23 protein-coding genes are annotated in these 18,085 nt (G+C 69.3%); 6 read left to right on the top strand and 17 right to left on the bottom strand.

Annotated features, from left to right (window positions below; translation table 11 throughout):
- Nucleotides 1–10: 10 nt before the first annotated feature.
- Together JYJ93_RS09320 and JYJ93_RS09325 are read right to left on the bottom strand one after the other, a co-directional pair.
- Nucleotides 11–604, bottom strand: coding sequence for a hypothetical protein (locus JYJ93_RS09320; RefSeq protein WP_206788196.1), 594 nt, complete (start codon nt 602–604; stop codon nt 11–13).
- The gene (locus tag JYJ93_RS09325; protein ID WP_206788198.1) at nt 601–1,560 is read right to left on the bottom strand and encodes a 3-hydroxyacyl-CoA dehydrogenase family protein; all 960 of its coding nucleotides are present in this window, start codon (nt 1,558–1,560) and stop codon (nt 601–603) included. Before JYJ93_RS09325 ends, JYJ93_RS09320 begins: the two co-directional genes overlap by 4 nt.
- 240 nt (nt 1,561–1,800) lie before the next feature.
- On the opposite strand from JYJ93_RS09325, the gene JYJ93_RS09330 reads away from it, so the two are divergent.
- Nucleotides 1,801–3,309 carry an aldehyde dehydrogenase family protein gene (locus JYJ93_RS09330; RefSeq protein WP_206788206.1) on the top strand — a complete coding sequence of 503 codons (1,509 nt, stop codon included), beginning with the start codon at nt 1,801–1,803 and terminating at the stop codon, nt 3,307–3,309.
- A gap of 177 nt (nt 3,310–3,486) precedes the next feature.
- Entirely contained in the window at nt 3,487–3,786 is a 300-nt protein-coding gene (locus JYJ93_RS09335; RefSeq protein WP_206788208.1) for a hypothetical protein, read from the top strand.
- 73 nt (nt 3,787–3,859) lie between these two features.
- Here the strand turns inward: JYJ93_RS09335 and JYJ93_RS09340 are convergent, their stop codons facing one another.
- Nucleotides 3,860–4,690, bottom strand: coding sequence for a class I SAM-dependent methyltransferase (locus tag JYJ93_RS09340; RefSeq protein WP_206788209.1), 831 nt, complete (start codon nt 4,688–4,690; stop codon nt 3,860–3,862).
- Between the two features lie 75 nt (nt 4,691–4,765).
- On the opposite strand from JYJ93_RS09340, the gene JYJ93_RS09345 reads away from it, so the two are divergent.
- Entirely contained in the window at nt 4,766–5,188 is a 423-nt protein-coding gene (locus JYJ93_RS09345; RefSeq protein ID WP_206788211.1) for a helix-turn-helix domain-containing protein, read from the top strand.
- A gap of 20 nt (nt 5,189–5,208) precedes the next feature.
- Here JYJ93_RS09345 and JYJ93_RS09350 read toward each other — a convergent pair whose 3' ends face one another.
- The 5 genes from JYJ93_RS09350 to JYJ93_RS09370 all read right to left on the bottom strand — a co-directional run bounded on the left by JYJ93_RS09350 (nt 5,209) and on the right by JYJ93_RS09370 (nt 9,642).
- Entirely contained in the window at nt 5,209–5,526 is a 318-nt protein-coding gene (locus JYJ93_RS09350; protein ID WP_206788213.1) for a hypothetical protein, read from the bottom strand.
- A gap of 209 nt (nt 5,527–5,735) precedes the next feature.
- Nucleotides 5,736–6,368 carry a glutathione S-transferase N-terminal domain-containing protein gene (locus tag JYJ93_RS09355; protein WP_206788223.1) on the bottom strand — a complete coding sequence of 211 codons (633 nt, stop codon included), beginning with the start codon at nt 6,366–6,368 and terminating at the stop codon, nt 5,736–5,738.
- 29 nt (nt 6,369–6,397) lie between these two features.
- Complete coding sequence (locus JYJ93_RS09360; protein ID WP_206788225.1) at nt 6,398–7,621, bottom strand: serine hydrolase domain-containing protein; 1,224 nt, start codon at nt 7,619–7,621, stop codon at nt 6,398–6,400.
- 96 nt (nt 7,622–7,717) lie between these two features.
- Nucleotides 7,718–8,776, bottom strand: a complete 1,059-nt coding sequence (locus JYJ93_RS09365; protein WP_206788227.1) for a hypothetical protein — start codon at nt 8,774–8,776, stop codon at nt 7,718–7,720.
- Between the two features lie 77 nt (nt 8,777–8,853).
- Nucleotides 8,854–9,642: an AraC family transcriptional regulator gene (locus tag JYJ93_RS09370; RefSeq protein WP_206788236.1), complete on the bottom strand. Its 789-nt coding sequence runs from the start codon at nt 9,640–9,642 to the stop codon at nt 8,854–8,856.
- 77 nt (nt 9,643–9,719) lie between these two features.
- Here JYJ93_RS09370 and JYJ93_RS09375 point away from each other — a divergent pair, with 77 nt between their 5' ends.
- Nucleotides 9,720–10,211 carry a DUF1772 domain-containing protein gene (locus JYJ93_RS09375; RefSeq protein WP_206788237.1) on the top strand — a complete coding sequence of 164 codons (492 nt, stop codon included), beginning with the start codon at nt 9,720–9,722 and terminating at the stop codon, nt 10,209–10,211.
- Between the two features lie 17 nt (nt 10,212–10,228).
- On the opposite strand, the gene JYJ93_RS09380 is transcribed toward JYJ93_RS09375, so the two are convergent.
- Nucleotides 10,229–10,636: a DUF3224 domain-containing protein gene (locus JYJ93_RS09380; protein WP_206788239.1), complete on the bottom strand. Its 408-nt coding sequence runs from the start codon at nt 10,634–10,636 to the stop codon at nt 10,229–10,231.
- A 249-nt stretch (nt 10,637–10,885) separates the two neighbouring features.
- On the opposite strand from JYJ93_RS09380, the gene JYJ93_RS09385 reads away from it, so the two are divergent.
- Nucleotides 10,886–11,056 carry a hypothetical protein gene (locus JYJ93_RS09385; protein WP_206788241.1) on the top strand — a complete coding sequence of 57 codons (171 nt, stop codon included), beginning with the start codon at nt 10,886–10,888 and terminating at the stop codon, nt 11,054–11,056.
- Nucleotides 11,057–11,060: 4 nt separating this feature from the next.
- Here the strand turns inward: JYJ93_RS09385 and JYJ93_RS09390 are convergent, their stop codons facing one another.
- Nucleotides 11,061–11,504 (bottom strand): DUF4437 domain-containing protein, encoded by a 444-nt coding sequence (locus JYJ93_RS09390; protein WP_206788243.1) that lies wholly within the window; start codon nt 11,502–11,504, stop codon nt 11,061–11,063.
- A 102-nt stretch (nt 11,505–11,606) separates the two neighbouring features.
- On the opposite strand from JYJ93_RS09390, the gene JYJ93_RS09395 reads away from it, so the two are divergent.
- On the top strand, nt 11,607–12,530 hold the full coding sequence (locus JYJ93_RS09395) for a LysR family transcriptional regulator (protein ID WP_206788245.1): 924 nt from the start codon (nt 11,607–11,609) through the stop codon (nt 12,528–12,530).
- A gap of 27 nt (nt 12,531–12,557) precedes the next feature.
- Here the strand turns inward: JYJ93_RS09395 and JYJ93_RS09400 are convergent, their stop codons facing one another.
- The 7 genes from JYJ93_RS09400 to JYJ93_RS09430 all read right to left on the bottom strand — a co-directional run bounded on the left by JYJ93_RS09400 (nt 12,558) and on the right by JYJ93_RS09430 (nt 17,942).
- Nucleotides 12,558–13,061 carry a nuclear transport factor 2 family protein gene (locus tag JYJ93_RS09400; protein WP_206788247.1) on the bottom strand — a complete coding sequence of 168 codons (504 nt, stop codon included), beginning with the start codon at nt 13,059–13,061 and terminating at the stop codon, nt 12,558–12,560.
- A 78-nt stretch (nt 13,062–13,139) separates the two neighbouring features.
- A complete protein-coding gene (locus JYJ93_RS09405; protein WP_206788249.1) occupies nt 13,140–13,541 on the bottom strand; it encodes a hypothetical protein in 402 nt (133 codons plus the stop codon).
- Nucleotides 13,542–13,560: 19 nt separating this feature from the next.
- Nucleotides 13,561–14,142: a hypothetical protein gene (locus JYJ93_RS09410; protein WP_206788251.1), complete on the bottom strand. Its 582-nt coding sequence runs from the start codon at nt 14,140–14,142 to the stop codon at nt 13,561–13,563.
- A gap of 109 nt (nt 14,143–14,251) precedes the next feature.
- Nucleotides 14,252–15,010, bottom strand: coding sequence for an ABC transporter ATP-binding protein (locus JYJ93_RS09415; RefSeq protein WP_206788253.1), 759 nt, complete (start codon nt 15,008–15,010; stop codon nt 14,252–14,254).
- Nucleotides 15,007–15,978 (bottom strand): iron chelate uptake ABC transporter family permease subunit, encoded by a 972-nt coding sequence (locus JYJ93_RS09420; protein WP_206788262.1) that lies wholly within the window; start codon nt 15,976–15,978, stop codon nt 15,007–15,009. The genes JYJ93_RS09415 and JYJ93_RS09420 overlap by 4 nt, the downstream gene beginning before the upstream one ends.
- Entirely contained in the window at nt 15,968–17,002 is a 1,035-nt protein-coding gene (locus JYJ93_RS09425) for an iron chelate uptake ABC transporter family permease subunit (protein ID WP_242543745.1), read from the bottom strand. Before JYJ93_RS09425 ends, JYJ93_RS09420 begins: the two co-directional genes overlap by 11 nt.
- Entirely contained in the window at nt 16,965–17,942 is a 978-nt protein-coding gene (locus JYJ93_RS09430; RefSeq protein ID WP_206788264.1) for a siderophore ABC transporter substrate-binding protein, read from the bottom strand. Before JYJ93_RS09430 ends, JYJ93_RS09425 begins: the two co-directional genes overlap by 38 nt.
- Between the last annotated feature and the right edge of the window lie 143 nt (nt 17,943–18,085).

Below are 18,085 nucleotides of genomic sequence, written 5' to 3' on the forward strand. Positions count from 1 at the left end.
AGGCGGCTCTTCAGTTTCTCTCCGGAGTGCGCATGCGGATGGCGAGCGCACGGCAACCTGCTTCGGGCGCTGCGTCGGCGGGCGGGGCCCACGCTCCGAGCGAGTGGTAGAGCCTGCCTTCCCTCCGCTCCAGGTAGAGGATCATGTTGAGCGGCCAGCCGCTGCCCTGGAACAGGTGTCTGTCCATGGGCGTGGGCTCCTGGCTGACGCGCAGGCCGCGCTCGTGGGGCGGGCCGATGCGGTGCCAGTCCGGGTGCAGGTGGATGGAGCCGAGCACCTCCAGCCCTTCCGCCTCGGCCTCGGCGGTGATGCGCAGCAGCTCGCGGGGCTCACACCAATAGCCGCGCCTCCCGTTGGCGTAGCAGGCGCCGAAGCGGGGGATGATGGCCGCTTCGAATTCCTGGAGCACGGTGTCGTCGGTCTCGCGGATGTTGGTGGCGAAGCCCACGCGCTCCACGTGCATCGCGTCGTCCGTGAAGCGCCCCAGCAGCACCGCCCAGCTGCGCGGCGGCAGCTCCGGCGTGCACGTTGAGTACTCCCGAACGGCGTCCGCCATGAAGTCGGACAGCGCCGCGGGGTCCACGAGCACGACGTCGGCGCTCATTCCTCGGACTCCGGCGTGGGCAGGCGGCCCGCGGCCCGGTCCTCGCGCAGCTGTGTGATGAGGTGGCGGGCCATGCGCTCCTCGAAGGCGGCGGCGCTGTCCGGCGTCCATGGATAGAAGCCCTGGCCCGTCTTCAGGCCCAGCTGGCCTTGGTCCACCTTCTGCTCGAGCACCGGCGGCACCGGGCGCCCCGCGCCGCGCAGGACGTTCGTGATGAAGTCCAGGCCCACGAGGTCCAGCCGGTCGAAGATGCCAGAGGCCCCCAGGCGCCGCCCGATGCCCTGGGTGAGCACGCGGTCCACCATCTCCGGCGTGGCCACGCCCTCCGTCACGATCCGGAGCGCTTCGCCGATGAGCGCCTGCTGCAGGCGCGGGCCCACCGAGCCCGGCACGTCCCGCGCGAACACCACGGGCGACTTGCCCAGCTCCTCGAGGAAGCGCCGCACCGTCTCCACCGCGTCGGGGGACGTCTTCTCGCCGGGGATGACGTCCACCAGCGGCACCAGGTGCGCGGGCAGGTAGTAGTGCGCGGAGAGGACCCGCTCGGGGTGTGCGCAGTCGCGGGCAATGGCTGTCACGCTCAGCGCGGTGGTGTTGGTGGCGAGCAGGGTGTCCGGTGCCGCGAGCCGGTCCAGCTCCTTGAAGAGCTGCTGCTTGAGCGCCAGGTCCTCGGGGATGGATTCGATGACCAGGTCCTGGACCACGGCGGCCTCGGCGAGCTCCGTGGTGCGATGGATGCGCGCGAGCGCGAGGGTGCGTTGCTCCGCGCCGAGCAACCCCGTCTCCACCAGCAGCGCCGCGTCGCGCTCCAGCTTCACGCGCGCGGCCTCGCTGCTGCCCGCATGCCGGTTGAAGAGCACCACCTGTCTGCCAGCCATGGCGAGCTCGAGCGCGATGCCGCACCCCATGGCTCCGCCGCCGACAACGCCAATCCTCATCAGCCGCTTGTGTCCCATGTGACACGAGCGTGGCTGCCCGCCGCACGCGTGGCAATCCCTTGAATAGTGGCTGCAATTGTCCAGGGCGCGTGTGTGACGCGCCGAGCCTTCAGGGGACGCACATCCCGTCCGGCGGGCCCCTGCCTGCCCCCCCAGACGGACGGGGCGTGCATGACGATATTGCGCTCATGCCGCAGCTTGTCATGAGCCGTGGTTTCAATTGATTCAGCGCGGCCTGCCGCGCGAGGAGGAGCACCCATGCTGGATACCGAACGTGTTGGCGAGCCCCTTCGTCATCTTGAAAGTCGCCTCCTGCTGGCCGAGGCCCGGAGGGCCGTGCCGGAGGCCTTCGACTCCCAGGGCCGGCTGCTCTCTCCCGTCGCGGGAAGGTGGGTCCAGCCGCCTGCCTGGTTCAACGCTGTGTCGCCCATTGATGGCAGCGTCCTCGCGGAGCTGCCGCTGCTGGGCGCCGCGCAGGTCGCCGCGGGCGTCGAGCAGGCAGCGGCGGAGTTCGGGCCCTGGGCGGCGCGTCCGCTCGATGAGCGCGCCCGTGCTGTCGCGGAGGCGGTGGTGTTGCTCCATTCACACCGGGACCTGCTCGTCCGCATTCTCGCGTGGGACATCGGCAAGACGCTGCCCACGGCCTCCAACGACGTGGACCGGTGTCTCGCGGGCATCGCGTGGTACCTGGAGCGGATGGACCGGATGCTCGATGGCCGCAAGCCGCTCGGCCTGGTCTCGAACATCGCCTCCTGGAACTATCCGTTCTCCGTCCTGCTGCTCAACGTGCTCGTGCAGTCGCTCGCGGGCAACTCGGTCATCGCGAAGATTCCGACCCAGGGCGGCGGCGTCTCCCTCACGCTCGCCTTCGCGTTGCTGCGCCGCGCGGGCCTGCCCGTCTCGCTCGTCGGTGGACGCGGGAGGGACCTCTCCGAGGCGCTCGTCGGACATTCCCACATCGCGGGCGTCGCCTTCATTGGCGGCCGCGCCAACGGGGGCGAGGTCCACCGCCGCCTGCGTGACACGGACAAGCGCTACGCGTTGGAGATGGAGGGCGTGAACGCCTACGCGGTCACGCACTTCTCGGATTGGGATGGGCTCGGCGCACAGATTCGCGCGGGCTTCGACTTCGGCAAGCAGCGCTGCACCGCCTACACGCGCTGGGTCGTCGAAAAGTCGCTCGTCCCGAAGTTCGTCCGGACGTATGTCGATGCGGTCTCCACGTTGCGTGTCGGCAATCCGGTCCTGGGGGCGCACGTGGACTTCGGGCCGCTCATCTCCCCCAGCAAGGCCGAGGAGCTCCGCTCTCTTATCGCCCAGGCGCGGGAGCAGGGCACGCAGGTGCTGCATCAGGGGATGCTTGCGGAGGATGCCTTCACCGCGCGGCAGGAGCGGGGCGCGTACCTGCCGCCCGTCCTGCTCTTCGGTGTCCCGCGCGACAGCGAGCTCTACCTGCGTGAACCCTTTGGCCCCGTCGACCTCCTGGTGTCGGTGGACTCCGAGGAGGAGTTGCTGCGGGAGGCCAACGTCTCCAATGGCGCGCTCGTGGCCTCGGTGGCGACGGATGACCCGGAGCTCGCCCGGCGCATCGCGGAGCGGCTCCATGCCTTCAAGGTGGGCATCAATGCGCTGCGCTCGCGTGGCGACCGTGAGGAGTCCTTCGGCGGCAGGGGCGGCTCCTGGGCAGGCGCCTTCGTCGGTGGCATCCACCTGGTGCGTGCCTTCACGGATGGCCCGCATCCCATGGAAGGCAACTGGCCCGCGTGAGGCCTTCATCCGTCGCGGCTCCAACAGTTCGTGAAATCCCTTGATTTCACTGTCTGTGTTGAGTGAGCGATTGTCTGTGAGCTTCAGGAAGAATGGTCTAGAAAACTTTCAGGTCCGCCCCGGCGACCCGTACCGGGACCACGGAAGCACCGCATCCGGACCTGAGAGGAACCTGTCATGTTCAAGAGAGCAGCAGTGCTCATGGTGAGCTGCGTCGCGTTGCTGGCCGGCTGCGGTGGGAACCCGCAGGTGGAGAACGAAGCGAGCCCCTCCGACGTCACGAGCGTTGGCAGCGAGCTCACCTGTGGCGCGGATGGCGAAGCGGTGTGCAACGGCGTGTGTACGAGCGTCTACAGCGACCTGGAGAACTGCGGTTGGTGTGGAATGCGCTGTGGTGTCCCGGGCGGTAACAACGTGTGCTGGTATGGCACGTGCTACGCCTGTGATTCCAACGGCACGAACTGCGTCGCCATCTGAGCTGACGCCTCGGATTGGAGCCTCCTGGCGAGTGAATGCCGCCAGGAGGTTCATCCGGGGATGTGCTGAGCGCTCAGGGGCTGGCAGCCACCTTCCAGCAGGCAGCGGTGTAGCGGACCTCCGCTCCATGCACGAAGGGCTCGAACGCGGCGCGGACCGTTTCGATGACCCGGGCGCGAGTCGTCTCGTCCACCTCCTGGAGGACCCTTGCGAGGAGCCCGAACCGGGTCAGGTAATGGACCAGCTCCTTCTCGGGCAGGGTGCAGGTCACGTCGATGGGCTGGATGTCGATTCCGGTCCAGCCGCTCTCCTCCAGGATGCGGTGGACCCGGTTCGAGTCCGCGAAGGCGAACTGCCCTGGCGCGTCCGGCTGACGGACGGGAAGGTTCGGCACGAGCGGCGCCGCGGCGCGCTCGGCCGTCGTCATGAACGGGTTCTCCGAGGGGCTCCGCCACGCGATGGCCAGGAGTTTGGCGTCGGTTTTCGCGGCACGCCGCAGGTTCGCGAAGGCCTGGACGGGGTCCTCGAAGAACATGACGCCGAAGCGCGAGATGACCCTGTCGAAGGTCGCGGGCTCGAAGGCGTGCGACTGCGCGTTGGCGCGGATGAAGTGGGCCGGAATGCCCTCCTGTTCGGCCCGGGCCCGGGCGGTGGCGAGCATCGGCTCGGAAATGTCGATGCCGGTGCAGTTGCCCATGGCGCCAAGCCGCCGTGCAATAGCGAGCGTCGTGCTGCCGGTACCGCAACCCACGTCGAGCACCTGGCGCGCGGAGCTTGCGACGACGGCTTCGACGAGCAGGTCCTCGAACGGCTTGAACATCGCGTCGAGCACCTCCTGGTTTTCCGCCCAGGCGCGTCCGGCGGTGCCGTTCCAAAGCTTCGACTGCTCGTCCGTGTCATTCATGGGGCGCTCCTTCAGCTTGCCTTCAAGAATCATCACCCGCAGGGTGCCACTTCAAGTCGACTTGAGGTCAAGAGGATGACGGCATTGGACATCACGGAGGTGGCGAAGCGCTCGGGCGTTCCCGCCTCGACACTGCGCTTCTATGAAGAGCGGGGGCTTATCGCCTCCATCGGCAGGCGGGGGCTGCGCCGTCTGTTCGGGCCCGAGGTGCTGGAGCGGCTGGCGCTGATCGCGATGGGCCGGGCCGCGGGCTTCACGCTCGATGAGATTTCGCGCATGTTCGCGCCAGGCGGGCAGCCGCGAATCGACCGGAAGATGCTCTCAGCCCAGGCGGAGAAGCTGGACAAGACCATCCGCGAGCTGAGCGCGATGCGGGACGGCCTGCGGCACGCCGCGTCCTGCCCCGCGCCAAGCCACATGGAGTGCCCTACGTTCCGCCGCCTCCTGCGAGGCGCAGCGTCGGGCGCGCGACGGAAGAGAGCACCTCGGCGGCCGTAGCGCCGGGAGGGGCTCAGCCATCAGCCAATGGAGATTCTGGAGATCTCGGTGAGGTCCAGCCTGCTGAACTCCTCCAGAATCCAATCGATACGTTCGAGAAGATCATCGTTCTTCGGGTTTCCTGCCAGCGCGTCCCGCAGCTTCCGGAGCTCATCCATCAATGCCGGCAGCTCTCCCACGTCGACAATGGGGCCGTCTTCAAACAGGGGAACCCACTTGAGTCCAAGCTTCTCCGCCGCCGGAAGCCACAAGGCGTGGTACGCCCCTTGGGTGGCAACCGGAATGTAGAGTGATTCCCTGTCTTTCGCTTTGAAGCTGACGAGAATTGCGACGGACATCAGCGGCCCTCTTGCTGGTGGCCCACGGTGGCCCAGTCAGGCAGGGGTGGCAAGCGGAGGTCAATGCCCCAGCGCACCTCGAACGTCCAGCCAGGATGGGACGAACGGAGCATTCTCAGCGCGGCTTCCACTCCTGCACGCAGTCCCGGAGTGTCCGCGTTGATGCGGAAATATACGGGAATTGCTCGCACGGCGAAGTCCGGGTGTTCTCAGACATCAAAGCGGAACTGGGTCGCGCTGGCGGAGGGGCGCTGGGCGAACTGCTGACAGAAGCGGTTCAGTGCCGCATAGGAGGCCGTGGGTAGGACGTCCCGGAACTCCAGATGGGTCACGAGGCAGAAGAGGGCGACCTCCAGGTAGCTCAGGTCCCGCTCGGGCGGGAGCGCGGCCAGCGCGGCGCTCGCGTTCTCCTCCAACCACGACATCATGTTGAGCAGGGACTCACGGAGCTTGCGTGCGTGGGTCGTGCCTTCACCGGCGCCGGCCAGCTTCTCCATGACCAGCGTCACCTCCGTTGCCATGGCCTGCAGGGTGAGCTCCTGCAGGTTCGCCAGCAGCGGCGTGTCCAGGTCCTCCGGCCACACCACCCGGAGCCTGGGATTCGACTGTCGCCACAGCTCACGTGAGACATTGAGCGCGCCAAACCAGGCCCCTTGCGCTGTCTTCAGGACCGGGATCCGGAGCGCGGGGTTGCCGCCGTAGTCCTCCGGGTTCGTGGACAGGAGGTCCCTCACCACCTGGAAGGAATGGTCGACGCCCAGCTCCACGGCGAAGAGCCGGGCAATGCGTGTGAAGTGCGAGCTGGAACGGCCGATGATGACAGGCTTGTCGAGCGCGGACATGGCGCCTCCCGTGAATGTGGCGTGGCAGGTTAACCTCCCTGCAGCGCCGCCGCGATGATCCGCGCGGCGATGTCTGGCTGGTCCCCTCCCATGTGGAGCGTGTTGACCGAATAGATGAGGCGACGGCGCAGGTCCCGCGTGGCGCCCATCCCGTTGTTGTAGCCGTGCCGGTCGCCCGACTTTCCCCAGAAGATGACGCCATTGAGGTCGTAGCGGGAGAGCCCCGCGCTGTAGGTGGCGCGACCGCCTCCCGCGGCGGGCAGGTCCGGGACGGTGAACAGCTCCTCCTGCTGCTTGCGCGGCAGCAGCCGGCCCTGGAAGAGCGCGACGAGGAAGCGGTCCAGGTCCTCGGCGGTGGAGATCATCTCTCCGGCGGCCCAGGGCACGGACTGGCTGGCCTCGGTGACGTCCACCAGGCAGCGCGTGCCGTACACGATGGCACCCGTCGGGCAGCCCGTCTCTTCCGGCGCGACCTCCTCGTAGCCGCGCGCGTGGCGGCCGGGGAGGGTCACATCGTTGCCGGGGACGAAGGTGTCCCGCAGGTGCAGCGGCCGCAGGATGCGCTCGCGCACCGCGTCCCCGTAGGGCCGGCCCGTCACCTGTTCGATGAGCAGCCCCGCGACGAGGTAGCCGATGTTGCCGTACTCCTGCTGCGTGCCCGGGGCGAAGCGGGGGCCCTGGGGGAGCGCCAGGGAGACGAGCTCCCGGGGGCTGAAACGCCGGAAGCGGTTCTCGAAGAACCAGTCGGGGTCCTTCTGAGGCACCGGCACGCCGGGCAGGCCGTGGGTGAAGTTGAGCAGCTGGCGCACGGTGATGGGCGCGTAGACGCCCGCGGGCAGCAGGCGCGGCAGGTAGTCCTGGACGGGCCGGTCCAGGTCCACGCGCCCCTCGGCGGCGAGCTGCAACACGACGGTGGCCGTGAAGGTCTTCGTCATGCTGCCAATGCGGAAGTGCGCGTCCGCGGGCACGGGAGCGCCGGTGCGGATGTCGGCCACGCCAGACGTGCCCAGCCAGCGTCCCTCCGCGCCGCTCACCCGGACCAGCGCGCCGGACACCTCCGCGTTCGGCAGTCCCTCGATGGCCTGTCGCAACGCCTCACGGTTCAGGGGCGGCAGGGGCGACCGCGCCGCCTCCAGCTCCTGTTCGCCCACCTCCAGCGCGGCACCGGCCGGTAGCTCCGGCCCGCAGGCGGGGGCCGTGAAGCTCGCGAGCAATGCCATACCCAGCCGCAGTCCACGGTGCAGGACAGCCATGTTCCATCTCCTGTGAGGGAAGGGCCGGTGCTTTTCTTCCGGCCGGCGGATGGAACACCGGTGCTTTCCGGCGGTGTCACCGGTCAGGGCGGAACTTCAGTCCACTGACACGTACAGCTCGCCGTCCTGGCCGATGGCGCCGGGGGCGAGCGACCAGCCCTGGCTCTCCCTCAGGAGGTACAGCGTGCGCTTTCCCTCCGGCGAGCGCGCCGCACCGATGAGCAGGTACCGGCGTGTCCGCTTCGCTCCGGTGAGCGTCAGCACGTCGTGCTTCACGCTCCAGGTGCCCTGGTCGTCCTCGGAGCCGAACCTCATCGCGCCCACCTGTCCGGACGCGCCGCCGTACTTGTATTGGAACGCGTGATTGGCGCCGAAGGTGTAGTCGATGCTGTAGGAGACCGCCGTCATGGTGGTGCCGCCGGTATAGGCGTTGACCCACTGGGCCGCGGAGCTGGTGCCGTAGACGAAGTGGCCCACGACCTCCGCGTCGTCCACCAGCGGCAGGCCCACGGGGCTCCCGCGCACGCCCTTCAGCGCCTCCTCCACCCGGAGGTAGGACGTGTTCCAGGAGAACGAGGCCGACATGGCCTCACCCAGGCCTCCGGGCGTCATGAAGCTCTGGATGAAGAACAGCGACTCCAGGCGGTCTCCCGCCTCCACCAAATAGAGGCTCACGCGGAAGCCGCGGTCGTTGTTCTTCGCGCGCACCACCGCCGCGGTGAAGAAGGCGCGGGCCCCGTTGGACATGAAGCGCCGCATCACCAGCGGGTTGGGCGGCACGCCGTTCCAGTCCACGCCAATGCGCTCCTGCCAGAGCTTCACGAGCCGGCCCTCGGCGTCGTCGAGCCCGGGCAGGGCCGGCAGCCGGAGCGCCTCCACCCCCAGGGTGTCGCCCCGTTCGTCCCACTCGAGGATGAAGCGCCCGTCGGGCTGGGTCTTCCAGCCCTTGGGCGCGTCGAACGCGAAGCCTCCGGGCTCGCCGGGACTGCCGCCGCCACGGGCCCTGCTCACCGTGCCGGAGGCTCCGGACGTGGCGCTGTCGTCCCCCGCGAACAACCCCAGGGCCATGAGCCCCAGGGTGCCGGTGCAGCAGAACGCGCAGGCGCCTCCGACGGTGAGGAGGATCCAGAAGAGGGGACTCTTGGGGCGGGCCATGGTGGGGTGCCTGGGAAGGGGCTCATCCGCTTCTACGCCCCTCGGGTCCAATCTTCCCGCCCGGGCCCGCGAATCCGTCAGCGCCCCGCGCGCCGCAGGACGGCCGGGGTGAGCCCCGTCACCCGGCGGAACACCGTGGTGAAGTGACTCTGGGAGCTGAAGCCGACCGCGAGCGCGATGTCCCCGAGGGAGCGGTTCGTATGGCTCAGCAGGTCTCGCGCCCGCTCCACCCGCCGCTGCTGCACGTAGGCGTGCGGCGTCATGCCCATGGACTGGCGGAAGGCGCGGGTGAAGTAGAAGACGCTCAGCCCCGAGCGCTGGGCCAGTTCGCCCACCTGGATCCTCCGCGCGAGGTGCGCTTCGATGAAGAGCCGCACGCGGTGGAGCGCGGCGGCGGAGAGGCCACCGCGCCGCCGCGCCGCCCGTGTCCCTCCGGGCTCCTGGAGCAGCTTCGCCACGCGGGCCGCATGGCGGTCCTGTGACTTCCTCGCCTCGCCCAGGAAGCGGGCGATGACCTTCAACTCCTCATCCGGCAGGGGCGCCATCATCCGCAGGCCCTCCGCCTGGAGGGGGCCCCAGAGGGTTTCAATCCATTCGCGCGCGTGCGCGGTGAGCGCGAGCCTCCTGCTGCTTCCCGCGCCCTCCCGCTGGATGTAGCCGGCGAGCTCCAGGCGCGCCACGTCGGCGCCTCGCGCGACGGCGCTCAGCGGCGCGGGGCCTCCGAAGTGCAGTTGCGCCAGACACGTCAGCTCCGCGCGGCCGAGCGCGAGCACCTGGCCCACGGTGGCGTCGAACTCCGCGGAGGCATCCTGGAAGCGGACGATGTCCGCGCCAATCTGGGCGAGGAGCGAGTGCCGGGGGCTCATGGAGAACACCGCAGGATCGAGAAAAACAGCACAAGGGCACGAAAGACGTTCGGGTGCACGGGACGCATGCTGTCCCCATGATGAACCTGAAGCCTTCCGGGGCGGAAATCCTGTTGTGGCTCTTCGTGCTCAACCTGGGCGTCGCGTTCGGCGCGGGGCTCTATGAGCACCGCATCTCGCTCCCCCGGTGGCTCGATGTCACGGGCGCGCACTGGTCCGCTGAGGCGGCGCGCCAGGATGACGTGGGCCGTCGCTTCTGGGGCGTCGTCACCACGGCGCCGCTGACGCTGCTCACGCTGGCCAGCCTCTACTTCGCCACGCGAGCGACGGGACCGCTGCGCTCCTGGTGGCTCGCGGCCGTGGGGGTGGTGCTCGTGGACCGGTTGCTGACTTTCTCGTACTTCATCCCCACGATGGTCCGGCTGATGCAATCGCAGGACACTCCGGTGGCCGTGGAGACCGCCATGCGGTGGAGCCGGATGAATCATCTCCGTCATGCGCTGACGGGAGGCGCGTGGGTCGCGGCCCTTCAAGCCCTGTCATGGCTTCGGGTGAAGGGAGCCGGGTGACGTGTGCGCACCGTGAGTCACGGCGCGTCGGGCAGGGTGTACTGGAAGTCGTAGGAGTGCTTCCCGCCCGGCGCGATGTCGATGGTCATCGAACCGGCGAGCCCCGTGAGCTCGCCGGTGCCGGAGTCCGGCACCACCGTGATGACGAGCTGGGGTGCACCGCGCGTCAGGGTCCCGGAGTGCTGGAGCGCGAAGGTGCCGGCGCGGCCGTCCAGCGTGCCGTTGACGCGCTCCATGGCCACATACCCCGCGGACCCCTCCACCGGCGTCCGCACCGCGAGCATCTGTCCGTGGCTCGTGGCGTCCAGTCCGCCGTGAAAGCGCTTGTCGAGCATCATCCGGCCCGGGGCCGCCTCCACCGCGCCCGCCTCCGGGGCCATGGGGGTGAGCTTCACGTCGAAAGGACCACTCGCGCGCTTCGTCATGGGTATCTGCTCCCTTGCCTGGTGGCCGGACAGATACGCCAGGAGCCTGGGGTTGGATTGCAAAAACGCGTCATGGCGACCGTGACGGGCAACACGACAGATGGCTACGCCGCCTCCCCGGTGGTGCCCATCCGGGGCTGAGCCCGCCTGCCCGCCCGCGCTCCGTCCTGGAGGGATGGCAACCCTCCGGGAGGTGCTGCATCTTCGGGAAACAACCGTCAGCCCCCCGCCGGACAAGGAGCCCCGCCGATGTTCCAGCCTCCGAAGGAGACCACCTCGAAGAAGCACCGGGGTGGCTTCATCCAGCAGACGAAGGACTTCCAGAAGATCCGCAAGCCCACCCAGGTGACGGGCAAGCGCATCGGCGGTGCGCTGCGGGCGGAGTTCGCCCGTCAGCAGAAGCGCCGCGATTCGCGCTGAAGCGTCACTTCGCCTTGGCGGGCGCGAAGTCGAAGGGCTTGTCCTGGGCGATGAGCATCACGCACTCGGCGCCCGGCGCGCACTGGTTGCGGTGCACCACCTTGCCGGGCTGGTCCCAGGTGCTGCCGGCCTCCACGGCGCCCGCTTCGGCGGCGCCCTCGCTGGTGTTCGTCATGCGGCCCTTCACCAGCACGCCGTGGTAGCTGGCGGAGTGGGTGTGCGGCCCGGAGTCGAACCCGGCGGGGAACTTCATCAGCAGGGCGTACGGGCCCTTCTTCATGTCGCCCCAGAGCACGTGCACGGACGGGCCGCCGGGCATCATCTCCGTCCAGGTGAGCTTGTCATAGGCGGTCTGCTGGAACGCGGCGGACTCCTTCCCCCCGGCGGCGGCGAAGGTGAACGCGGAGAGGACGGCGACGGCGGCGGCGAGCTTGGGCAGGGTCTTCACGGGAGGCACTCCTCGGTGGAAGGAAACGCCGGGGAGGATGGCCTTGAGGCGGCCCTGCGAAAATGCCCGAATCCGCAGGGCACCTCTGCGAAAGTGCAGGCCATGCCCGAATGGAGCGACCTGCGGCACTTCCTGGCCATCGCGAGGGAGGGGAACCTCTCCGCGGCGGCGCGGCGGTTGAAGGTGGACCAGACCACGGTGGGCCGGCGCCTGGCCGTGCTGGAGAAGGAGCTGGGGGCGCGGCTCTTCGACCGGACGCCCACGGGCCTCAAGCCCACGGCCGTGGCGCTGCGCATCCGTCCGGCAGCGGAGGCGGTGGAGGCGGAGGCGCTGCGGGTGGAGCGGCTCGCCAGCGGTGAGGACCTGCGTCCCTCCGGGCCGGTGACGGTCACCGCGACGGACTCCTTCCTGGTCCACAACGTGATGCCGTGGCTGGCCGCGTTCCAGGAGCGCCATCCGGAGATCGAGTTGCAGCTGCTCTCCGGCTACGAGGCGCTCTCGCTGGTGCGGCGCGAGGCGGACGTGGCCATCCGGCTGGTCCGGCCGCAGGAGGCGTCCCTGCGGGCCCGGAAGGTGGCTGCCATTGGAGTCGTGCCCTTCGCGTCGAAGGCGTATCTCTCCCGCCGGGGGCCGGTGCGCTTCGACACGGGGCTCCAGGGGCACTCGGTGGTGGGCTACGCGCAGGATTCGCGGCGCTGGCCGGAGTCGAAGTGGCTGGACGTGCACGCGGCGAAGGCCACCGTGGCGCTGCGGCTGACGTCCATCCTGGGACTGCTCCAGGCCGCGCGCGAGGGCCTGGGGGTGGCGCTGTTGCCGGCGTTCTTCGGTCACCTGCATCCGGAGCTGGTGCCCCTGCGGGACGCCCTGCCGGAGCTGGAGCGGACCGTGTGGCTGGTGTTCCATGAGGACCTGGCCCACAATGTCCGGGTGCGCGCGGTGGTGGACTTCCTGGCGGAGACCATTGGGAGGCAGGCGGAGGCGCTCGCGAAGCCTCCGGCCCGGTCCCGGAAGAAGCGCGCGCGGTGACGGGGCCGCGTCACCGCACGTCAGGCGTCACGGCGTTCCGAGCCGCTTGCCGCGGGCGAACTCCAGGCCCAGCAGGTTGCCCCGGTGGTGGATGGGATCCAGCGTGACCTTCTGGATGCGCCAGCCCTCCGCGGCCGTCTTCACCACCTCGTGCGTATAGCGCCCCACCAGGGTCCACTCCTGGGGATACCCGTCCATGGTGAAGAAGTGGGACACCTCCGCGTAGGCGTGCACTGTCGCGTGGGTGGGGCTGGTGAACTCCGTGCGCACCGTGTTGGCGGTGGCGTGCTGCACGCGGGTGAAGCACTCCAGCGCCTTGTTGCCGAACTGCGCCAGCACGGCGCGCGGCGCGGTGGAGGGCGGCACGCCCATGAAGCGGGAGTAGTCCGACGTCACCTCCGGGGCGAAGACCCGCTCCCACCGGCTCCAGTCGCCCGTGTCCTTGCCATGGTCGATGGCCTGCCCGTACTCGGCGACCAGCTCCTGCACGGCGATCCAATCCAGCATGTACTCCAGGTTCTTCTCGCGCATCGCCAGCTGCCTTTCTGGAAGAGGGGATGCACAGGCTTTCACTCTCCGTGGCGGGAGAGCAACCCGAGGACGTGCCGCTCAGAGCGACGTGAAGGTGAACTCGACGTCGTCCTTGGCTTGCTTGTCGGTCTCCAGCTTCATGACGCCGGTCACGTTCGGCTGGGTGAGCACGAAGACGTGCTCGGCCAGGACCTGGTCATCGCGCTCATCCACGATGCGGACGCGATGCCAGGGCTGAGTCTCCGTGCTGGTTTCGGCGGGCAGCTCCCAGCGTGGCTCCACCACGAAGGAGACACCGACGAGGGACACCTCCACGCCGGACCCCGTGCGGCCGGCGGCCTGCACGCGCAGCCGGGGTCGGGCGCTGGGGGTTGAAGTGGTCAACGTGACGGATTCAGCCGGGCCTTCCTCCATCACCCAATCCCTTTCGGGGACACAGGCGGAGACCGTCAGCGTCAACAGCAGCAGGGCAGTTCGCATGTGGGTTCCATGACAGGGGTTACGGCTCCGAAACGCTCACGGCCATGCCCGCGGGAATGTCGGACGTGTCGAGCACGCGCGCCCGGGCGACTCCGGTCCACTCCAGCTCGACCGTGCCGGCGGCGTCTGGCTGAAGCTCGACGGTCAGCTCCGTGGCCCACTCGCACCCCGTTCCCAGCTGACAGGCCGGATCCAGGTACGCCGGGGTCTGCGCCCGCACCTCCGTCCCCGCCTCCAGCACGACGGAGCGCGCGGGCCTGGACCCGTTCTCTCCAGGCCTGGCCAGCGAAACGCGCATCCAGGGCTGCGTCGTCCCCGTGGGGTCCGCCGGCGTCCAGCGCGCCTTCACCTCCACCGTCAGGTCGGCCTCGGCGGTCCTCGAGGACGCCTTCGGTACCGTGACCTTCACCGTGATGGGGCGCGTGAGCTTGGGCGCCTCCGTCGTGAGGGTCAGCGGCGCGCTCGTGTAGGGCTCGGAGACGACGTCTCCGGACGTGACTCCGGACGTGGCCACCACGCTGGCGCAGGCGACCAGGAGAATCAGCCGGGTGGCCCAATGACGCAGGCCGGGACTCGCGGAGGCTTCACGGGATGGGGACATGGTGCCCGGGCCCTTGAGCAAGCCCGGTGCCAGGATGTCCCAGAGGGAATGGCTGTCCGGAGTCACCGCTCTTCCGGCCCCGGCGCGACATGTGTGTCACAGCCTCGGGTCAGCGGTAGTGGACCGCGATGCGCTTCCCGTCGAGGAGGTGGATGTCGATGTCCATGTCATAGATGTCGCGGAGGACGGCGGGGCGCATCAGCTCCTCCGGCGTCCCCTGGAAGGCGACCTTCCCGGCGCGCATGGCGATGACGTGGTCGGAGTAGCAGGAGGCGTAGTTGAGGTCGTGCAGCACCAGCACCACGCACTTGCCCAGCGTGTCCGCGGCGCGCCGCAGCTCCTTCATCATGGCCACGGCGTGTTTCATGTCCAGGCTGTTGAGGGGCTCGTCCAGGAGCACGTAGTGCGTGTCCTGGCACAGCACCATGGCCACGAAGGCGCGCTGGCGCTGGCCGCCGGACAGCTCGTCCAGGAAGCGGTGCGCGAGCGGCTCCAGGCCCAGGTGGTGGAGCGCCCCCTCCACGAAGGCGCGGTCCTCCACCGTGGGGCGGCCCTTGGAGTGCGGGTAGCGGCCGAAGGTCACCAGGTCGCGCACGGTGAGCCGTGAGGTGACGGCGTTGTCCTGCCGCAGGATGGCCAGCCTGCGCGCCAGCGCGTCGCCGGGCGTGCGGGCCACGTCCATGCCGTCCACCCACACCGTCCCGGAGGACAGCGGCAACAGGCGGCTGACCATGGAGAGCAGGGTGGACTTGCCGGCGCCGTTGGGCCCGATGATGGACGTCACGCCCGTCTCCGGGAACTGGAGCGTGACGTCGTCCACCACCACGGTGTCTCCGTAGCGGCGGGACACGTTCCGGGCTTCGATCATCGCAGCACGCCTCGCATGAGCAGGGTGATGAACATCAGGCCGCCCAGGAACTCGATGATGACGCGCAGGTTGGCGCCAAAGGAGAAGACGCGCTCCAGCACGAGCTGACCGCCCAGGAGGCCAATCACCGCCAGGAACACGGCGGCCGGCAGCACGTGGACGTGCCGGTGCGAGCGCACCAGCCCGTGCGCCAGGTTCGCCACCAGCAGCCCAAAGAAGGTCACCGGTCCCACCAGCGCCGTGGACACGGACACCAGCACCGCCACCACCGCCAGCAGCCGCGACACCGTGCGCCGGTGGTCCACGCCCAGGTTGAGGGCCACGTCGCGCCCCAGGTTCAGCACGTCGCACGCGCGCAGCAGGCGGAAGCCCAGGACGGACGCGCCCACCGTCATCAGCGCGGAGACGATGAGCAGGTCCGGGTCCGGGTTGTTGAAGCTGGCGAAGAAGCGGTCCTGCAGGAAGTCGAACTCGCCCGGCGCGATGAGGCGCTGGAGGAAGCTGGAGAGGCTGCGGAAGAGCACGCCCAGCACCACGCCCGTGAGCAGCAGCAGGTGCACGCTGCGCCGGCCACCCTCGAACAGCCAGCGGTGCAGCACCGCGGAGAAGGCGACCATGAGGGCGACCTCCACCGTGAAGAGCAGCCGGGGGTCCAGGCTGGCCATGGTGCGCGAGCCCAGGAAGAAGAGCAGGCTGGACTGCAGGAGCAGGTAGAGCGTGTCGAAGCCCATGATGGCGGGCGTCAGGACGCGGTTCTCCACCACGGTCTGGAACAGCACCGTGGAGACGGCGATGGCGTAGCCCACCAGCAGCACCGTGGCGACCTTGCGCCCGCGGAACGGCAGCACGAAGTCCCACCTGCCGCCCGCGTCCACGGTCATGAACACCACCACGCAGAAGGTGGCCAGGCCCCCCAGCAGGAGCAGCCGCCGCTCATGGCCTTCCAGCCTCAGCGCGCTAGCCGACACGGCCGTCCCTCCGCAGGAGCAGGTGGAGGAAGAGGAGGCTGCCCACCACGCCCGCCACGGTGCCCACGGGAATCTCATAGGGCTGGCGCACCACCCGCCCCACGATGTCGCACAGGAGCACGAAGCCCGCGCCCATCGCCGCCACCCACGGGATGGAGCGGCGCGCGTTGTCGCCCACGATGAGGCTGACGACGTTGGGCACCACGAGCCCGATGAAGGGAATCATCCCCACGGTCGCCACCACCACCGCGGTGACCATGGCGACGATGGCCAGCCCCAGCGCCAGGATGCGCGGGTGGCTCAGGCCCAGGTTGGTGGTGAAGGCCTCGCCCATGCCGGCGACGGTGAAGCGGTCCGCGACGACATAGGCGATGACGGTCAGCACGAACGCGCCCCAGAGCAGCTCGTACCGGCCGCGCAGCACGCTGGAGAAGTCGCCCGTGGTCCAGGCCATCAGCGATTGCAGCAGGGAGAAGCGGTAGGCGAAGAACGTCGTCGCCGCGTCGAAGATGGCGCCCAGCACCAGGCCCACCACGGGCACGATGAGCGCCGAGCGCAGTGGAATCCGCCGGAGGATGAACAGGAACAGCGCCGTGCCCGCCATGGCGAAGCCGGCGGCGACCGCCGTCCTGGCGAGGATGGGCAGTCCCGGCGCGAGCAGCGTGACGGCGAGCAGGCCCAGGCTCGCGGACTCCGCCGTGCCCGCCGTGAAGGGCTCCACGAAGCGGTTGCGCGCGAGCATCTGCATGATGAGGCCCGCGACGGCCAGGGACATGCCCGCCAGCACCAGCGCCAGCGTGCGCGGCACGCGGCTGATGACCAGCACCTGCACCGCTCGCTGGTGCTCCGACGGAGAGAGGAGCGCCTCCCAGGACACGTGGCTCACGCCAATCAGCAGGCTGATGCCCGCGAGCACCAGCACCCCGAGCACGGCCACGCCGAGCAGGGGCAGGGGAGCCACGGACCCGGGGAGCGCGAAGCCCGGCTCAGGGAGCGGGGGGCTGTCGGGGCTTCGCGTAGACATCGGAGATCTGCTCCATCAGGCGCCGCAGGGACTGGATGCCGCCGCCGATGAGATAGGTGTTCGCCGGCTCCAGGTACACGACCTGGCCCTGCTTCCAGGCCGTCGTCTGGTGCACCAGCTCGTTGTCCAGGAGCCGCTGCGCGCCGCCGCCCTCGCCAATGGCCGCGTCCCGGTCGATGACGAAGAGCCAGTCCGGGTTGGTCTCCAGGATGAACTCGGAGCCCACGGCCTCTCCGTGCAGCGACGCCTTGAGGCCCGGGGCCGCGGGCGGGATGCCGAAGGTGTCGTGCAGCACGCCGAAGCGCGAGCCCGGGCCATAGGCGCTCATCCGCCCTCCGGACGTCAGCACGATGAGCCCCTTGCCCCGGCTGGCGGTGGTGCCCTTCAGCGTCGCGATGGACTGGTTCAGCGCCTCCACCAGCGCGCGCGCCTGCTCCTCCTTGCCGAAGACGGTCGCCAGCCGCTGCGTGTTGCCCACCACGGTGTCCAGGAAGTGCGCGTCGTCCGTGGTCTGGTCGATGGTGGGCACCATGGCGGCGAGCTTCGTGTACCGGGCGCTGGAGCGTCCGCCGGTGATGACCAGGTCGGGCCGGGCGGCGTGCAGGGCCTCGTAGTCGGGCTCGAAGAGCGTCCCGTAGCGCGGGTACTTCTTCGCGTCCGCGTACTTCGCCAACTGCCCGGGGAAGTACTCACCCGCCACTCCCTGCACGTCCACCCCCAGCGCGTCCAACGTGTCCAGCGCCGCCAGGTCGAACACCACGACCTGCTTCGGGTGCCCGCTCACGACGGTGCTGCCCTGCGCGTGGGCAATGGTCCGGCCCGCTGCCGGAGCCGGGGCCGGAGCTCGCGGGCCCCGCATGAAGAAGACCGCGAGCGCGATGACCGCGACCCCCATGAGGGCCGCGAGGAGGGGAGGGAACCGCCGGGGAGGGGGGCTCACGGGAGAGGCAATCCAGAGAAAGGGAGGGTCAAATGATATTGATATGCAATATCGAAGTTGCGGATATAGCGGATCGCCGCCGGACGGTCAAAACCCATCGGCCTTGCGCGGCCCAGGTCTTCCCTGGAAGCTTGAATTTCAAG

The organism is Corallococcus sp. NCSPR001, assembly GCF_017309135.1.
Taxonomy (GTDB): domain Bacteria; phylum Myxococcota; class Myxococcia; order Myxococcales; family Myxococcaceae; genus Corallococcus.

Bases quoted from the DNA above. Each gene is read 5' to 3' on its own strand.
- JYJ93_RS09320 (WP_206788196.1), bottom strand. From the start codon at position 604: ATGAGCGCCGACGTCGTGCTCGTGGACCCCGCGGCGCTGTCCGACTTC.
- JYJ93_RS09325 (WP_206788198.1), bottom strand. From the start codon at position 1,560: ATGGGACACAAGCGGCTGATGAGGATTGGCGTTGTCGGCGGCGGAGCC.
- JYJ93_RS09330 (WP_206788206.1), top strand. From the start codon at position 1,801: ATGCTGGATACCGAACGTGTTGGCGAGCCCCTTCGTCATCTTGAAAGT.
- JYJ93_RS09335 (WP_206788208.1), top strand. From the start codon at position 3,487: ATGTTCAAGAGAGCAGCAGTGCTCATGGTGAGCTGCGTCGCGTTGCTG.
- JYJ93_RS09340 (WP_206788209.1), bottom strand. From the start codon at position 4,690: ATGAATGACACGGACGAGCAGTCGAAGCTTTGGAACGGCACCGCCGGA.
- JYJ93_RS09345 (WP_206788211.1), top strand. From the start codon at position 4,766: ATGACGGCATTGGACATCACGGAGGTGGCGAAGCGCTCGGGCGTTCCC.
- JYJ93_RS09350 (WP_206788213.1), bottom strand. From the start codon at position 5,526: ATGTCCGTCGCAATTCTCGTCAGCTTCAAAGCGAAAGACAGGGAATCA.
- JYJ93_RS09355 (WP_206788223.1), bottom strand. From the start codon at position 6,368: ATGTCCGCGCTCGACAAGCCTGTCATCATCGGCCGTTCCAGCTCGCAC.
- JYJ93_RS09360 (WP_206788225.1), bottom strand. From the start codon at position 7,621: ATGGCTGTCCTGCACCGTGGACTGCGGCTGGGTATGGCATTGCTCGCG.
- JYJ93_RS09365 (WP_206788227.1), bottom strand. From the start codon at position 8,776: ATGGCCCGCCCCAAGAGTCCCCTCTTCTGGATCCTCCTCACCGTCGGA.
- JYJ93_RS09370 (WP_206788236.1), bottom strand. From the start codon at position 9,642: ATGAGCCCCCGGCACTCGCTCCTCGCCCAGATTGGCGCGGACATCGTC.
- JYJ93_RS09375 (WP_206788237.1), top strand. From the start codon at position 9,720: ATGATGAACCTGAAGCCTTCCGGGGCGGAAATCCTGTTGTGGCTCTTC.
- JYJ93_RS09380 (WP_206788239.1), bottom strand. From the start codon at position 10,636: ATGACGAAGCGCGCGAGTGGTCCTTTCGACGTGAAGCTCACCCCCATG.
- JYJ93_RS09385 (WP_206788241.1), top strand. From the start codon at position 10,886: ATGTTCCAGCCTCCGAAGGAGACCACCTCGAAGAAGCACCGGGGTGGC.
- JYJ93_RS09395 (WP_206788245.1), top strand. From the start codon at position 11,607: ATGCCCGAATGGAGCGACCTGCGGCACTTCCTGGCCATCGCGAGGGAG.
- JYJ93_RS09400 (WP_206788247.1), bottom strand. From the start codon at position 13,061: ATGCGCGAGAAGAACCTGGAGTACATGCTGGATTGGATCGCCGTGCAG.
- JYJ93_RS09405 (WP_206788249.1), bottom strand. From the start codon at position 13,541: ATGCGAACTGCCCTGCTGCTGTTGACGCTGACGGTCTCCGCCTGTGTC.
- JYJ93_RS09410 (WP_206788251.1), bottom strand. From the start codon at position 14,142: ATGTCCCCATCCCGTGAAGCCTCCGCGAGTCCCGGCCTGCGTCATTGG.
- JYJ93_RS09415 (WP_206788253.1), bottom strand. From the start codon at position 15,010: ATGATCGAAGCCCGGAACGTGTCCCGCCGCTACGGAGACACCGTGGTG.
- JYJ93_RS09425 (WP_242543745.1), bottom strand. From the start codon at position 17,002: ATGTCTACGCGAAGCCCCGACAGCCCCCCGCTCCCTGAGCCGGGCTTC.